13 protein-coding genes, 1 tRNA gene and 1 pseudogene are annotated in these 15,003 nt (G+C 50.4%); 7 read left to right on the plus strand and 8 right to left on the minus strand.

Annotated features, from left to right (window positions below):
* Positions 1 to 516 precede the first annotated feature (516 nt).
* Positions 517 to 1,491, plus strand: a pseudogene (locus L336_RS06050) (recombinase family protein); the annotation flags it as partial.
* Positions 1,492 to 2,047: 556 nt separating this feature from the next.
* Here the strand turns inward: L336_RS06050 and L336_RS04725 are convergent.
* A tRNA-Gln gene (locus tag L336_RS04725) sits at positions 2,048 to 2,122 on the minus strand.
* 102 nt (positions 2,123 to 2,224) lie between these two features.
* Here L336_RS04725 and L336_RS04730 point away from each other — a divergent pair.
* The 3 genes from L336_RS04730 to L336_RS04740 all read left to right on the plus strand — a co-directional run bounded on the left by L336_RS04730 (position 2,225) and on the right by L336_RS04740 (position 6,170).
* Entirely contained in the window at positions 2,225 to 2,440 is a 216-nt protein-coding gene (locus L336_RS04730) for a hypothetical protein (RefSeq protein ID WP_041191389.1), read from the plus strand.
* A 94-nt stretch (positions 2,441 to 2,534) separates the two neighbouring features.
* Positions 2,535 to 4,082, plus strand: coding sequence for a beta/alpha barrel domain-containing protein (locus L336_RS04735; RefSeq protein ID WP_015642074.1), 1,548 nt, complete (start codon positions 2,535 to 2,537; stop codon positions 4,080 to 4,082).
* A gap of 33 nt (positions 4,083 to 4,115) precedes the next feature.
* Positions 4,116 to 6,170 carry a SulP family inorganic anion transporter gene (locus tag L336_RS04740; RefSeq protein WP_015642075.1) on the plus strand — a complete coding sequence of 685 codons (2,055 nt, stop codon included), beginning with the start codon at positions 4,116 to 4,118 and terminating at the stop codon, positions 6,168 to 6,170.
* On the opposite strand, the gene L336_RS04745 is transcribed toward L336_RS04740, so the two are convergent.
* Positions 6,149 to 6,955, minus strand: coding sequence for a hypothetical protein (locus L336_RS04745; RefSeq protein WP_015642076.1), 807 nt, complete (start codon positions 6,953 to 6,955; stop codon positions 6,149 to 6,151). The genes L336_RS04740 and L336_RS04745 overlap by 22 nt on opposite strands.
* Positions 6,956 to 7,013: 58 nt before the next feature.
* On the opposite strand from L336_RS04745, the gene L336_RS04750 reads away from it, so the two are divergent.
* A complete protein-coding gene (locus tag L336_RS04750) occupies positions 7,014 to 7,214 on the plus strand; it encodes a hypothetical protein (protein WP_041191390.1) in 201 nt (66 codons plus the stop codon).
* Between the two features lie 58 nt (positions 7,215 to 7,272).
* Positions 7,273 to 8,406: an AI-2E family transporter gene (locus L336_RS04755; protein ID WP_015642077.1), complete on the plus strand. Its 1,134-nt coding sequence runs from the start codon at positions 7,273 to 7,275 to the stop codon at positions 8,404 to 8,406.
* Here L336_RS04755 and L336_RS04760 read toward each other — a convergent pair whose 3' ends face one another.
* Genes L336_RS04760 through L336_RS04770 form a run of 3 tightly spaced genes read right to left on the minus strand, consistent with a single transcriptional unit; the run spans position 8,407 to position 12,024 of the window.
* The gene (locus L336_RS04760) at positions 8,407 to 9,573 is read right to left on the minus strand and encodes an MFS transporter (protein WP_015642078.1); all 1,167 of its coding nucleotides are present in this window, start codon (positions 9,571 to 9,573) and stop codon (positions 8,407 to 8,409) included.
* The gene (gene cysS / locus L336_RS04765) at positions 9,558 to 11,027 is read right to left on the minus strand and encodes a cysteine--tRNA ligase (RefSeq protein WP_015642079.1); all 1,470 of its coding nucleotides are present in this window, start codon (positions 11,025 to 11,027) and stop codon (positions 9,558 to 9,560) included. The genes L336_RS04760 and cysS overlap by 16 nt, the downstream gene beginning before the upstream one ends.
* Positions 11,008 to 12,024, minus strand: a complete 1,017-nt coding sequence (locus L336_RS04770; RefSeq protein WP_015642080.1) for a DHH family phosphoesterase — start codon at positions 12,022 to 12,024, stop codon at positions 11,008 to 11,010. Before L336_RS04770 ends, cysS begins: the two co-directional genes overlap by 20 nt.
* 128 nt (positions 12,025 to 12,152) lie before the next feature.
* Between L336_RS04770 and L336_RS04775 the strand changes: the two genes are divergently transcribed.
* Complete coding sequence (locus tag L336_RS04775) at positions 12,153 to 12,434, plus strand: hypothetical protein (RefSeq protein WP_041191393.1); 282 nt, start codon at positions 12,153 to 12,155, stop codon at positions 12,432 to 12,434.
* Between the two features lie 119 nt (positions 12,435 to 12,553).
* On the opposite strand, the gene recR is transcribed toward L336_RS04775, so the two are convergent.
* From recR to L336_RS04790, 3 genes are read right to left on the minus strand one after another with little or no spacing between them, the layout of a single operon-like run.
* The gene (gene recR, locus L336_RS04780; RefSeq protein ID WP_015642081.1) at positions 12,554 to 13,171 is read right to left on the minus strand and encodes a recombination mediator RecR; all 618 of its coding nucleotides are present in this window, start codon (positions 13,169 to 13,171) and stop codon (positions 12,554 to 12,556) included.
* A 5-nt stretch (positions 13,172 to 13,176) separates the two neighbouring features.
* Entirely contained in the window at positions 13,177 to 13,476 is a 300-nt protein-coding gene (locus L336_RS04785; RefSeq protein ID WP_041191395.1) for a YbaB/EbfC family nucleoid-associated protein, read from the minus strand.
* Positions 13,477 to 13,509: 33 nt separating this feature from the next.
* Positions 13,510 to 14,970, minus strand: coding sequence for an ArnT family glycosyltransferase (locus L336_RS04790; protein WP_015642083.1), 1,461 nt, complete (start codon positions 14,968 to 14,970; stop codon positions 13,510 to 13,512).
* Positions 14,971 to 15,003: the final 33 nt, after the last annotated feature.

Consider the following 15,003-nt stretch of genomic DNA (forward strand, 5'->3'; position numbering starts at 1 on the left):
GGCTACAAGTATAAAGAATTGGAGCGCGGCATACGCTTTGGATTACTATCTATAATCATATTCAACTGCCATGCACTCCAGCGCAACCGACCCGACAGACCTGACTTTTTCTCAATTAAAAATGATGTACGGCGGGGGTAAAAGATAGAAAAATTGTAAAAGTCAGGGCTGGCGGGGCTTGGTTTAGACTTTGTGTTGGAAATAGGTTCTAGCTTCGTTGTAAAATTGAGCCAAATTCGGACTTTTTAGGAATTGGTCGCCCATTTGGGCGGCTTTTTCTTTGGTTGCGCAGAGCGCAAGCCAGATGTTTTCTTGGGGGGGGGAATTGGAATTGGTGCGCGGCAGGAGCCGCGCTTGTTTTTAGACCGCCGCAGGCGGTTTTCCTTGGTATAATGAAAGAGCAACCAACCAGTGAAGAATTGTTTTATTTGAGGGCTTTAATGGCCGTCTTGGACAATCTAGTTCTTCTAGGTTGGTTGCACCAGGACGGTCATTTAAGTTTTAGGGGGTGAAACTATGCGCGAAAAATACTTTTTATACGCTCGCAAGAGTACAGACGTAGAGGACAAACAAGTTTTGTCCATTGAGGCGCAAATTGCCGAACTTCGGAAATACGCCAGAGATAACGGCTTGCAAATCGTAGACACCATTATTGAAAAACGCACCGCCAAAATACCAGGTCGCCCGAAGTTCGGATCAATGCTTGCTCGCATTGAAGCTGGCGAAGCCAATGGCATTATTGCGTGGCACCCCGACAGATTGGCGCGTAACTCGGTGGACGGCGGACAAATTGTCTATTTGTTAGACCAAATGTGCCTACAGGTGTTAAAGTTCCCAACATTTTGGTTTGAGAATACCAGTCAGGGTAAGTTTATGCTGTCTATTGCGTTTGGACAGAGCAAGTATTATGTAGACAATTTGTCTGAAAACACCAAGCGCGGTTTGCGCCAGAAAGTCAGGCGCGGCGAAATGCCCGGACTTGCACCGCTTGGTTACATAAATGATGTACGTACCCGCACCATTGCTGTAGATAAACGGCGTGCGCCGCTGGTTGTATCGGCTTTTGAGTTATACAGTAAAGGCGACAAAGGCTTACAGGAAATTGCCGACTATTTTGCAGATAACGGTATAAAAACCAGCGGTGGCTTGCCGCTGAAAAAAGACCAAATCAAATATATGCTGACAAATCCGTTTTACTACGGACATTTTAGATATGCTGGCGAAGTCTACGAGGGCAAGCATGCGACGATTATGTCCAAGAAACTGTTTGACGCGGTGCAATCCGTACTGGAACAGCGCGGACACAAGCGAAAAGGCGCAAATGCGCCACAAGCCTTGTGCGGCTTACTGACCTGCGGCGCGTGCAATATGGCGATTACTGCCGAGAAAAAGATAAAACACCAAAAGAATGGCAATATACACGAATATACCTATTACCGTTGCACGCGCAAAAGCAAAATTATGAAATGCACCGAGCCAGCTGTAACCGAACCGCAACTTGTGGCGCAATTATCTGACATTTTGCAGGGCTACGCCCTGCCGAGTGCGTGGGCAAACACACTAAACAAAATGCTGAACGAGGACGAGAAAACAGCCGAGCGAACCACTGGCGCATTTATAGCCCAAGCACAAGACAATGTGCGTAACTTGCAAGGCAAGTTACAGCGACTTCTTGACGGCTATTTAGACCAAGATATTGACCAGCCAACATACAAAGCCAAACAAGCCGAACTGATGAGCGAAAAGAAGTCGCTGGACGAGCAAATTGGCAAGCTAACGCTTGCCGCTAATGCGTGGGTTGAACCTATGCGCCAGTGGCTAAAAATGGCTGTTTCTCTCAAGAAAATAGCAGAAAACGCCGAGCCGACAGCCATAAAAGCCACGTTTGCTGAAATTGACGGATTGAACCTCTTTTTATCTAAAAAACAAGCGCGGCTCCTGCCGCGCACCAATTCCAATTCCCCCCAAGAAAACATCTGGCTTGCGCTCTGCGCAACCAAAGAAAAAGCCGCCCAAATGGGCGACCAATTCCTAAAAAGTCCGAATTTGGCTGGGGTGGAGGGATTCGAACCCCCGAATGCATGGACCAAAACCATGTGCCTTACCACTTGGCGACACCCCATTATTGCAACAGCAAATTGCTTCAGCAGTATACCACGAGAGGCGTTACTATTGCTATCCCCCGCTGCTTAGCATATGCTATAGCTATAAACGAGGAGGATGTATGGTAAAAAAATATATGCACGAGAGGCCTGTCCAAAAATCAGGTAATTTTCTGAGAACCTTGTTGATCTGGCTCGGTATCTTGATCGGTATAGCGACATTTGTCGTTGAATACGTTTGGCCTGGCAATGAAAAGGTAGTCCTCTACTTGTTCGCCATGTTGGCGGTAGTATATGGTGTGGTGTTGCTTGATTTTGATGTTGATGACGATGATTAATTAACTACCTATAGTGTTCGTTTTGACCTGCTTTTGCTTTTGATTTGCACGTCTGACGCGTACAATAATGACAATAGCGAGAGGAGCGTTGCGAGTGACTAAAGAAACCTTTAGGGAGCGAAATTGGGATATTATTCAGGGTGGTATGGGGGTGGCTGTCTCTGATTATCGGCTGGCACGAGCTACTGGACGCAGTACGGTCGGTGTTATCTCGGGTACGGCGATTGCTGAGGTGCTTTCGCGGCGATTACAAGATGGCGACCCCACCGGCGAGATGCGCGAGGCTTTGGCGACATTCCCCAATCAAGCGATTGCCGACCGTGCACTCAGATTGTTTTTTCAGGAAGGCGGTGAACGACCAGAGGGTCAGTCACTCTGGTATCGTCAATTGTCAATGTTCAATCACAACACACGTGAGACCAGCATTACAGTCGATATGACGGTGCTAGGAGCATACGCCGAGGCCTATCTGGCGCGTATCGGTGCTGGCCCCAATGGCAAGACTGGGCTCAATCTCCTGACGAAACTCGATCGACCAAATATGCACGTGCTCGCTGGCGCAATGATGGGTGGTATCGATGTGGCCATCATGGGTGCCGGCATACCCGATCAGATACCAGAGCTGATTCATAAGATCAAACATAATCAAGGCGAGCCGATTTTGCATGGTATTCATACACAGGGTCAGGGGCCGAGTCGGTTTGCGATGCCGCTCGATCTCGGTCGGTACGCGCCTGACCTTGATACAATGAATCATCCGGCATTTCTCGCGATTATTACTCATCATGATCTGGCGCGTCGCATGAGCGAACAAGAATTTGCTCCCGACGGCTATGTCATCGAGGCGCCAACAGCGGGTGGTCACAATGCGCCGCCGCGCGGCAGTGCCAAAAACGAGCGCGGCGAACCGGTTTACACCGAGCAAGATCTTGCCGACCTCAGTCAGATGCTCGAAATGGGATTAACATTTTGGCTAGCTGGCCAGCGCGGAACCCACGAGGATTATGAAGATGCACTTCTGTCTGGCGCGCGCGGCGTGCAGGTGGGTACCGCCTTTGCGCTCGCTCAGGAGTCGGGATGGGATCCTGAGCTGAAACGGCGAATTATCGATGAAATTGCGAGTGAAAGTGGCCTTGATGTCTACACTGATCCCAACGCTTCGCCGTCTGGTTTCCCTATCAAAGTGGGACGAGTACCTGGCACGGTGAGCGATGCCGACGTATATCCTGCTCGCAAGCGGATTTGCGACATCGGACACCTGCGTACCGCGCATCACGGAGTTGATGCTCACGGAAAGCCGACTATCGGGTATCAGTGTACTGCCGAACCCATGGAAGATTATCTACGAAAAGTTGGTGCCGCTGAGTTGCCGCCAGAGCATCCCAAGCGTCGTGTGGCGATGATGCGGACTGATGGCAGTGTATGTCTCTGTAATGCGCTTCTCGCCGCGGCAGGCTTTCCGCAGGTACGTGACGGGATAGCAGAGCCCGCTATGGTGACCATTGGCGATGATGCAAATCGCTTCCTGCACCTCATCAATACTGATGAATCGGGCCACTTCGATCCCTATAAGCCCGTCACGGCTGAGCGCGTACTGCACTTTATTCGTACTGGCGAAAAAGACCTTGATTACGGTATTTGACAGAGGTAGTATTACGGCGTAAGCTAAAGCTATATGTCACGATTCTTTTTGCCTAGTTTTGAGGGCTATAAGAGGCGGTATGTCAAATCTGACTTACTGGCGGCACTTGTCGTCACTGCCATCGCGGTACCTGAATCACTCGGCTTTGCTGCTATCGTTGGGTTGCCACCACAGGCTGGACTCTATAGTGCGCTTTTTGCACCCATCGTCTTTGCTATTTTCGCCCACACCAGACGTCTTGTGGTCGGGGCCGACTCAGCAACGGCGGCGCTTGTGGCGTCGGGTGCCGGTCTGGTGGCTGCCGCCGGAAGCCCCGACTATACCAATGCTATTGTCCTCCTGGGGTTATTGACAGCGGTCTTGCTGATACTGATGGGTGTCAGCAAACTCGGTTTTTTGGCAGATTTGATTTCGCGCCCCGTGCTAGTGGGTTTTTTGGCTGGTGTCGGTGTGCAATTGATACTTGGTAAACTTCCGGAAATGCTCGGTATTGAGCAGTCTGGCAATTTACTGCAAAAAATAACAGGGATCATCGCTCACGCGGGAACGATTAATACTATGACAGTAACCATCTCGGTGCTTGTGGTAGGACTTATTCTCATCCTTAGGCATACGCGCTACCCGGCAGAGTTGTTGGCCTTGGTTGCGGCAACGATACTCAGCAGTAGTTTTGCTGTCGCTGCCTACGGCGTCAAACTGGTTGGTGCGCTGCCTGCTGGTTTACCGACGCTGACAGTTCCTCAATTTACACCAGGACTCATCATGACACTGTTTCCGGCAGCACTGGCTATCGCGCTGGTTATTTTGGCGCAAAGTTCGGCAGTCATCCGTTCGCAGGCTGCTGAGCATGATGACAAAATACGACTTAACACCGATCTCATTAGTCTTGGATTTGCTAACGCAGTCTCGGCACTTACGCGCGGATTCGCTATCAACGGTAGCCCGCCGCGTTCTCAGGCTGCCGATATGGCGGGCGGCAAAACGCAGCTGGTCAATGTTTACATGAGTATCCTGATCGGGCTTCTCTTGCTCTTTGGATCGACACTCTTTGTCCATATGCCGGTTGCTGCTCTGGCTTCAGTTGTTTGCATGGTCGGTTTTCACTTGATTCGCGTACAAGAGCTAGTCTATATTTGGCGAGCACATCGCACCGAGTTTTTCATCGCAATGATTGCGCTTGTCGGTGTGGCGCTCCTAGGGGTACAGCAAGGTGTGTTGATTGCGGTGATTGTATCATTGATGGAACGCCTCAGCCGTCAGTATCGACCGAAGGACGATATTTTGCTTCGTGATGGCAAATTGTCAGACTGGGCCCAACAGCGAATTGATTCTCACCATCGCTTTCGGTCGAGCCCCGATGGGCTACTCGTCTATAGTTTTGATGGCTCGCTCTTTTTTGAGAATATCAGCTATTTCGTATCACGTCTCAAGGCGGCCATCAGGACCGCAAAAGAACCTGTCCGCCAAGTAATTGTTGATGCGGGTGCGATTGAGAGTATTGATTATACTGCTGTCGAGGCCATGAAACAGCTTCATCGTCACCTGGGTATCGACAATATAACGCTCGGTTTCGCCCACGTTTCGCCGCAGCTCCGAACGCAGTTTGATGAGTATGGAATGACAAATCTACTTGGTAAAGAACAGATATTTCCGACCCTCAATGCGGCTATTGAAGCGCATCCAGGAGCAACGAGGTCAGTGGTCGAAATGGTCAAACGGCTCGAACTCAACTCCGATCACTACGTCGTGATTGGTGGTGGCGTCATGGAAGTGCTAGGGTTGCGCACAACCCGTGATACCGACCTTGTCGTGAATGACGATATATACCGATTTTACCGTGACGAAAAAGGATGGAAGGAATACGTCCAGGATAATGGCAAAAAGATCCTTTCGCACAACGGCTACAACCTCATGCGGTCGTGGATGGGGCGCGACCTAAAAGCACTCAAGAAAGATGCATTCCAAAAGGATGACGTATCGTTTATGAGTGTCAAGCAATTGATCGAATGCAAGCATCATCTTGGCCGCAAAAAAGACTTTGCCGACATCGAGCTACTCAATTCATCTCACCACAGGCGTGAACGATAGCGACTAAGCATGTCGATAATTGGCGGCAGAGGATGGTGCGCAACCAGCGTTGTCGGATCAGTTGTCTTATATACGGCATCGTAAGCTGATTTCGTACATTCTGATAGCACAGTGGTCTCTCTTGGTGGCAGGTGGCGATTGAATCGATCGGCCTCTTTTATGGGGGGCAATAGCCCTACCGCGTGAGCAACGCCAGATACAAATGCATGAGTGTCTCGCGAAATATACTGTATCGATATTCCTTGCTGTTTGGCATGAGCCAGTGACTTGTGAATTGAGGGATATGGTACGACATCACCTAGGATGAGTCCCAAAAACTCTGCTTGATGAACTGATGCTGCAGCGAGGTCGGCAGTGTGCGTTAGGTGAGCTACCGCTTCAACACGACTGCCTCTAATATGATGTTGGCGGGCGGTCAACATAACGCGCTCTCGTTCGTTTTCAGTGAGTGATGTCGCTAGGAGGATGGTGTCAACATCGCCAAAAAGGATACTCGCAAACGTATCTCCGTCATGCCGGGTATAGGCAGAAATACTGCCATGATGACTCACGATGATAGAGGAATCCTTTGTACTTTCCCATTGCTTACGTTTGGTGAATGCCTGTCGAATTGCATCAAGCCGTTGGGGATGAATAGTCCAAAAAGAGGACTCAGATAGGTTTATCGTAACAAGGTTTTCGGTATCGACAATGATTGTGGCGATGCTTTTCACCTGCTTTTTTCGCGCGCCCCTACCACCTATGTGAGGAGGAAAGTAATACTCAAATAGTTCGGCACTAGTCATAGAGGTAGTATAGCATAAGCAGGTTGCACCGATTCGGCCGGTAGTCTACACTTAGGTCATGGCTACAAAATCAACCTCAAAGAAATCCACTCCCTCAAGGAAAGTATCAGCAGCCAAGAAGGCGCCCCAGAAAAAGCCTGTTTCGCGCCCAGTTGTTTCTGACAAGGTTGACTATTATCCCAACCGCATGACGGTAGCTATCTCCATGCTGGCCGGCAGCCTCCTCGTACTATTGGCGCTGATTGCCGTATTGACGTAGTCCAGCAATAATTAAGAGTTATTCGCATCTCACTACCAACGGTGGTATAATCATAGGCATGAAAGTTCGTATCGAGATTGACACAAAAACATTTGTACGGTTTTGGCTCGTAGTAATTGGGTTTGCATTCGCCATCCTCGCTCTCTATAGCGCTCGCATGCCGCTATTTATTATCGGAACAGCTCTATTTTTGGCGTTGGCACTAAATGGCCCAGTCTCATGGATGGCGCGCCGCTTGCCTGATCGGAGTCGAACACTTAGCACAGCGATAGCTTTTATGGCGGTGATCGGCATGCTGGCAGTAGTCGTGTTTTTGGTGGTGCCACCTATCGTCCAACAGACAGCAAAGTTCATTGATTCGGCACCAACACTAGTCAGAGAGATGTCAAATCAATGGCGCGGGCTTGGTAATTTGATCGAAAAATACCATATTCAGCCTCAAATTGATCAGGCCGTTGCGGCGATTCAAGCAGATGCAGGACGTTTTGCGAGAGATCTCGGCGGCAATTTTATATCAGGCATTGGTTCGGCATTTGGCTGGATGATGGCGGCTACTCTCACGCTCGTCTTGACGTTTTTGATGTTGATCGAAGGCCCAACGTGGCTGAACCGATTGTGGTCGGTTTATAAGGATGACAAAAAAATCACTTCGCATAAGCGTCTTCTTGGTAAAATGCACGCGGTCGTGGAAGGCTACGTAGGTGGGCAGTTGACGGTATCTGGCATTGATGGATTGTTCGCGGGACTGACAGTGTTTATTTTGAGCCAGTTTTTTCCTGAAGTACCTTCAAATCTAGCGCTGCCGACCGTTGCGATGCTTTTTACGCTTTCACTTATTCCCCTCTTCGGTGCACCGATCGGAGCTATGATCATCACCCTGCTTCTTCTCATCAATAGCGTGCCAGCGGCAGTTATCTTTGCTATTTACTTCCTCATTTACTCACAGATAGAGGGAAACTTCATCGCACCTACCATCCAATCGCGGCGGATTGAGCTTTCGCCGCTGGCGATTTTGGCCGCCGTTACTATCGGTATTTATGTCTTTGGCATTACTGGAGCGATTATCTCTATCCCCGTGGCGGGCTGTATCAAAGTGCTCGTCGAAGATTATTTGGAGCGTTCACGAGATCACCAAAAGCAGCAGCAAAAACCACTCGTCAAATTGGCAAAAAAGCTCAGTGGCGAGGATTAGCTACTCGGCGACGAACGCCGCACTAGCTTGTATCCTATAAGGCTCATGAGTACAACGACCGTGATGAGCCACGACATAGCCACATTTGCCTGAGTGATACCCTGGCCGAGAGAAAATACTATTGAACCACCAAATAAGCGGGATTGCTGCAGCGTTGGCTGCGAAGCTGACTGTCGAAAAGACACTGGCGCGTACCTTGCTGGGGGTGTGGTGTTGGATTGCGGCGTCAGCAATCGTTTCCAAAAGACCAGTAATCGCATAAATAACGATGAATAAGCCGATACCAACCCATGACTGTATAAGGGCGAAAGCAACCAAAAAGATGATGAATACGAATGAGATGTGCGCAATACGGTTTTTGACCCAGTGCGATGTAAACTGCGCCAGACCTGAGATGAGTGCCGTGAGTGCCCAAAGTAACCCGAGTACAGCGGCACTGACCCCAAAGGAAAGAATGTACACCTGGCCAAATTCGCCGACCGTCAACCAAAACGCGTTGGCTGCAAAAAATATCAATCCAAGAACCCAAATAATTGGACGTGATGCAATCACGGTGATGATATCTTTTGCATGAGCACGCCAGCCACTGAGCTCGCTCTCCTTGTGACGTGACGGTTCGCGTAGTGTCATGATGGTCGCAAGTGCGACAAGAGCTGGCAAAATCGACAGTAGATACGGCACACGGAGGTTTGAGTATTCGGCGATGATACCACTGAGTGCATTAGCAACACCTGCTCCCAGTAGAAAGAGCGCGCTGGCTTGGCCCATATAGCGTGCATAACGTCGTTCACGACCCTCTGACAACAAGTGATCATACAAAAAGGCCTGGAAGGCGCCGTTTTGAAATGCCGTGTAGAGTGCATAGAATGCCGCGCCGATACCATAGACTAGGAGTGAAGGACTGATTGCCAGGATGCAGAGTGATAAAAGTTGAAAGAGACTGGCGGTGATGAGAGCGCGTTTGCGTCCGATGCGATCGGCGATAATACCGCTCGGGATATCAGATAAGAGAAACGTCACAGCCCATACCGTAGTGACAACGGCGCGAGCCGACGGGTCCTGGAGGATATTGTCAAGAAAGAGCTGTTCGATCCCATACCAAAACATCAGCCCAAAACAAAAATAGATAAGTCGCAGGCGACCTAGTGCCCCTAGGCCCATTGCCATCTGCTACCGTGAGGTGTGTCGTTGATAAGAATCTTCTTTTTGGCTAATTGGTCGCGCAACCTGTCGGACGCTTGCCAGTCTTTTGCATCACGGGCACGTTGTCGTTCGATGATCAGTCGCTTAGCGTCGTCGTCGATATCTGGCGTAGACTGCTCAAGCTGCAGGCCGAGTAGCTCATCGATGGCTCGAATGAACTCAATTAATCCATGGTGGTGAATATCATCAAGACGACAACTATCAAGTGAACTAAAAGCTTGGTCGATAACCCGCAACGCTTCGGGCGTGTTTAGGTTGTCCTGCAGTGCTTCGCGCAGTGCTCCGCTGGCCGCTAACAGCGAGATTGAGCCGCGCTCAGCGTCGTTTTTTTGATTGTCATCGTCAAGTCGATCGTGCGTTTGATGCCGCAATACCGCATAGGAACGCCATTTTTCGAGACGATTTTTGGCCGAAGCAAGGTTATCGAAGGTAAAGTTGCCTTCATTTTGGAATTGACCCTGTAGCACAAAAAGCCGCAGGTCCATGGCAGAGTAGCCGTTCTCTTCTAGCTGCTGCAATGTGTAGGTGTTGCCAAGGCTTTTGCTGACTTTTGTACCATCAATTTTTAGGTGATTGTTGTGCAACCAAACAGTTGCAAATCGCTGACCGCTCGCGGCTTCACTCTGAGCGATCTCATTGGTGTGATGCACTGGTATATGGTCGATGCCACCAGTATGAATATCAATTGTTGGGCCCAGGATACTCATGGCCATCGCTGAGCACTCCAGGTGCCAGCCAGGAAAGCCCATTATCTCGGCCGAGCCAGTCGGTAATTCTAACAAATCGTCTGGTGTCGGCCACTGCATATCACGGTTTTCGCCCGCCGGAGTAAATTTCCATAGTGCGAAGTCCCAAGGCTGGCGTTTTTGGGTGTTTTGTTCTACCCGAGCGCCGGCTTTTTGCGCCGCGAGGTCGAGGTGAGCAAACTCAGCGTAGCTTGGAAACTTTGCCGTATCAAAGTAGATACCATCGGTTGTTTGGTAAGTAACACCCTTATCTTTGAGAATACGCACGAGATCGAGCTGTTGATCAATAAAATCTGTTGCTTTGACGAGATGTTCGGGAGGGAGTAGCCCAAGTTTTTCCATACCCGCCACGAAATCCTCAGCGTAAAATTCGGCAATCTCCCAGGCTGTTTTGCCTTCGCGCCGAGCACCCTTTTCAAGTTTATCCTCACCTTCGTCTGCATCGCTGACAAGATGGCCGACATCGGTAATGTTCATCACTCGCTCGACTCGGTAGCTGCTAGCAATAAGCGTACGGACCAGGATATCCCAGTAGATATAGGCAGTCCAGTTACCGACGTGCAGATAATCATAAACTGTTGGGCCGCAGGTGTACAGCGTCACCTTTTCGCTATTTAGCGGCTCAAATACTTCGACCTGCTGTGTGCGAGTATTATGAAGTCTGAGTGTCATGGTATTCCCTTAGCGCTTTGTCGGTTGCCGTGAGTAGCTCGTGCAGCGCGGCATCGTAGGCGTCGTGTATCTTGTAGCCAGCAGCATAGCTATGTCCGCCGCCGCCGAAATAACCAGCGATCATATTGGCAACGGGTGTGTTGCACCGCAGCTTGCCCGTTAGTTTGCCATCGGGATAGGTTTTTATAGCGCAGGCTACTTCGACGCCCTCGACCAGACGCATCTCGTCAAGCACGAGAACACTTGGGTTGTAGCGGTCGCTGTATTCGGCAATATCTTCCCACGGAATGTGGACGGTGGCCAGCTTGCCATCCAAATGGTACTCAATGCGTTCGATGAGTTGTGCCTTGTAGGCGAGGATATCGGCGGGTTTTTTCATATACTCACGGCGGCGTAACTCGATCTCAGCAGGAATGGCGCCCGCCTTGACCAAATCGGCGACAGTTTGAAACGTCGCAGCAGTTGCCGACTGGGTTGTCATGCCGAGCGTGTCTGCCGCGATGGAGATATAGAGGTATTCGGCTGCTGAGGGAGTGAGCTGCCACGAGGCTTCTCTGACAAGTTCATAGATGAGTTCACCAGTCGAAGCCGCCGAGGACGACATGACGAATTCGTGGCTAAAGGAAAGATCATTGAGGCTTTCGTCCTCATCATTTTCACCATGGTGGTCGAGCACAATCACCGGATGTGTCTCGAGATAGTGTCGCGCCCCTGGTACGGCCAGACATTTTTCGAGTAAGGCTTCGGCGGCGGTGTCAACGACGATAGCCAGGTCGGCATCAAAAGGAAACTCATTGACCACTCTATCCCAGCCTCTGATATATCGGAGGTACTTTGGCATATCGATCGCGCAGTACATCGTAACACGCTTGCCTTGTTCGCCGAGTAGTTCCTCGAGAGCAAGCGAACTACCCAAGCTATCACCATCAGGATTTTCGCCCTGGATGATGACAACTGATGCGGCATCAGAGATCTGTGAGATAGCTGTCGTGTACATTGTTCCTATTGTAGCAAATGTTGTATTATTTTGTTAAGTATGATATAATATATATATGGCTCTCTCGACCGAGATGAGTATCGTCCTGGTGGTGAACGCCGCTAGTGTCCGAAAGGTAGGAACTCCCTTTGCGATTCGTCGACAGCTACAACCCCCTCTTCCATATCGCCCAGTCGCCCGACCCGACGCGGGCCGCCGCCTTCGTGGCGGAGATCAAGGCCGTGGTCGCGGCGACCGACTCCATGGTGGCCAACAACCCCCAGTCGGTCGAGGCCGCGCTGCGGCAGGCCGCAGCGGACAAGGCCGGTACCGGCGAGCAGTGGCTCGTTCGGCTGGTCGGCAGCAGTGCCGAGCTGTTCGCCGCGGAGATGGAGGTGATGCGCCCCGACGCGCGCTCGCTGGCCGCCTGAGTTCGGGCACTGGCCAGGGGTGGCAGCGGCGATCTGCTGCAGCCACCCCTGGCACGTCCGACGTTCCTACCTCATTTCCAGATAGCTTGAGTGAGGCATTCGAGCCCTCTGGAGATGAATTACAAGACGCGTCTGCCTTCAAGTGCGTGGCTGAGGGTGATTTGGTCGGCATACTCGAGGTCGACACCGACAGGAATGCCGCGGGCGAGCCGCGTTAGTTTGGTATCTAGTTTTGCCTCTTGGATTTGCCGCTGAATAAAGAGTGCAGTTGACTCACCTTCAACGCTGGCATTGGTGGCTATGATAACCTCTTCAACGCTATCAATTTTGATACGCTTGAGGAGCTCGGGGATATGCAGTTGCTCGGGGCCAACGCCATCAATCGGTGAAATTGCGCCTCCTAGGACATGGTAGGTCCCCTTGAATTGTCCTGTCCGCTCTAGGGCAACGATATCGAGCGGTTCCTCGACGACTGCGATGAGTCTTTTGTTGCGTTCTCGTCCGTCGTAGAGTGGCGATACTTCTTGGTTCGCGTCGATAAGAGCAAACGTTACTGGACATGTCTTGACGCCGCTGTGAAGTGTTGCAATGGATGTTGCCAGACTATCGGCTGTCCGCGTGTCGGCACGAAGCAAGAAATAGGCGTACCGCTCGGCGGTACGGGCACCCACTCCAGGGAGCCGTCCGAGTTCATCGATAACACGCAGCAGCGCCTCGGGCAATAGTTGCGCGCTCATGCGGGTTACAGACCGAGATTTCCGAGGCCACCCATGAGTGGTTTCATGCGTTCAGCAGCAACTTCTTGAGCTTTTGCCATACCATCGCGAATAGCAATTTCGATCCAGTGCTCGAGTTCGCTGATATCGTCGAGATCAACGTATGCTGGATCAATCTTGACGCTTTTTACTTTGAGCTCACCCGTAATTTGTACGACGACTGCTCCATCACCTGCCTCTACTTCGATAATTTCTTTGGCTAGGTCTTTTTGGGCTTTGCGTAAATCGTTGAGCATCTTTACTTGGTTAAATGCCATAGTTCTCATTCCTCCCCGTGGATTAACATGTCTTAGTATACGTTATTTTGAAGGTGTTTGATAGATATAGAAGCGGTTGCCGTCGGTCGCTCGCGAGTTGGTGACGATTTCTTTTAGTTCGGTGCGAGGTGGTATATGAGTACGAGCGTCGTGTGCAACGATGACTATTTGATTTGAGGCAGTAAATGAGCGGTCAACGCTAAAACGCTTATCATAGTGCGCTACCAAGGTATAAAATGCAGCCTCAGACGGGCCAGCATACAGTATCGTGTTGGAGCTGGTTGACTTGAGATTGGTAAGTTGCCGTTGGAGCAGCGTCAGATCTTTTGAATAGAACGACAATATGCTTGAGTTGTACTGATAGTTTCCGATATAGCGCAGCACGCTCAATGACATGATACCGATGATAACAATTGTCAGCGGTATAAGTCCCGCAACTCTGGCGTAGGGATTACGCGGAAAGAGCTTGTACCAGTCAGAGATGAGAGTGGCGATGCCGAGTGACATCAACAGCGCAGCGAGAGGAAATGTTTCGGTAACGCGTTCGGGGTTGAGGATGATGAGCGGAATGAGTAGCGCGCCCCACACCATCGTGATGTAGCTTCGCGCCGTATATTTGTAGGTAATCAGTTTGTAAAGTCCGATACCAGCGAGCAGCACGATACTAAGCGAATAGAGTGGTCGAACCAGTGCGCCCGTTGACTGCGAGGCGAAGCCGGAGATATCTGTACCGACTTGCGTTGTATTGCGCCAGAAATCGATCGAGTGATCTGGTATGCCCAGTAAGGTGCGAGCAACGCCCGGGTCGAGGATAGAAGCATAGATAAGAGGAGTAATAGCGATACAACCGAGAACGATCGCAAGAATAAATCGAAGACGTGAAAACCGCTTGATAATATGGCGGATATGCGGATGAAAGAGCGACGTGGTCAGGATGGCTAATACCAAATAGCTGCCGAGCGGTAAGTAAAGTGCAGTACCGATGAGTACAAGTGTGATGACTTTCCAGAGTGTTCCAAAGAGTTTTTGGCGCGTGACATAGGTGGCTGCAAACAATAACCAGACGGCGACAAATGTGTGCATGATTCCTGGAGTGCCGTCTTGTACCAAAAAGAGAAACTGTGTCGAGGTAACAGCGATGATCGTCCCAAACACGGCGACATTTCGGCGGAACCAGGTGCTTAGCAGTAAAAAGAGGCCCAATACCGTTCCAACACCGAGGATCAGCGAGGGCAGTTTGATCGTAAAGGTCGACACACCAAAGATATTGAAGATGACGCGTTGCAATACATGATATGGAAGATCGATAACCATCGACGGAGACAGAGACTTGATAGAGAGCGAGCCGCTCTGAACACTCGAGGTAAGTTCGGCTTCACGCAGTTCACCAGGTACATAAAAGCTTGCGATGAACAGTACAACTCCGACGCAGACGATCAAGAAACCGTAGCTGACAATATATCGCCAGCGGTAAATCAAAAAATCGGTGACGCGAACTCGCATAGATATCACCAGTATATCACGAATACCAAATGG

Source organism: Candidatus Saccharimonas aalborgensis (assembly GCF_000392435.1).
GTDB classification, from domain to species: domain Bacteria; phylum Patescibacteriota; class Saccharimonadia; order Saccharimonadales; family Saccharimonadaceae; genus Saccharimonas; species Saccharimonas aalborgensis.

Coding starts and splice junctions, on each gene's coding strand:
- L336_RS04770 (WP_015642080.1), bottom strand. CDS start 12,024: ATGTACACGACAGCTATCTCACAGATCTCTGATGCCGCATCAGTTGTC.
- L336_RS04755 (WP_015642077.1), top strand. CDS start 7,273: ATGAAAGTTCGTATCGAGATTGACACAAAAACATTTGTACGGTTTTGG.
- L336_RS04750 (WP_041191390.1), top strand. CDS start 7,014: ATGGCTACAAAATCAACCTCAAAGAAATCCACTCCCTCAAGGAAAGTA.
- cysS (WP_015642079.1), bottom strand. CDS start 11,027: ATGACACTCAGACTTCATAATACTCGCACACAGCAGGTCGAAGTATTT.
- L336_RS04745 (WP_015642076.1), bottom strand. CDS start 6,955: ATGACTAGTGCCGAACTATTTGAGTATTACTTTCCTCCTCACATAGGT.
- L336_RS04785 (WP_041191395.1), bottom strand. CDS start 13,476: ATGAGAACTATGGCATTTAACCAAGTAAAGATGCTCAACGATTTACGC.
- L336_RS04760 (WP_015642078.1), bottom strand. CDS start 9,573: ATGGCAATGGGCCTAGGGGCACTAGGTCGCCTGCGACTTATCTATTTT.
- L336_RS04740 (WP_015642075.1), top strand. CDS start 4,116: ATGTCACGATTCTTTTTGCCTAGTTTTGAGGGCTATAAGAGGCGGTAT.
- L336_RS04790 (WP_015642083.1), bottom strand. CDS start 14,970: ATGCGAGTTCGCGTCACCGATTTTTTGATTTACCGCTGGCGATATATT.
- recR (WP_015642081.1), bottom strand. CDS start 13,171: ATGAGCGCGCAACTATTGCCCGAGGCGCTGCTGCGTGTTATCGATGAA.
- L336_RS04730 (WP_041191389.1), top strand. CDS start 2,225: ATGGTAAAAAAATATATGCACGAGAGGCCTGTCCAAAAATCAGGTAAT.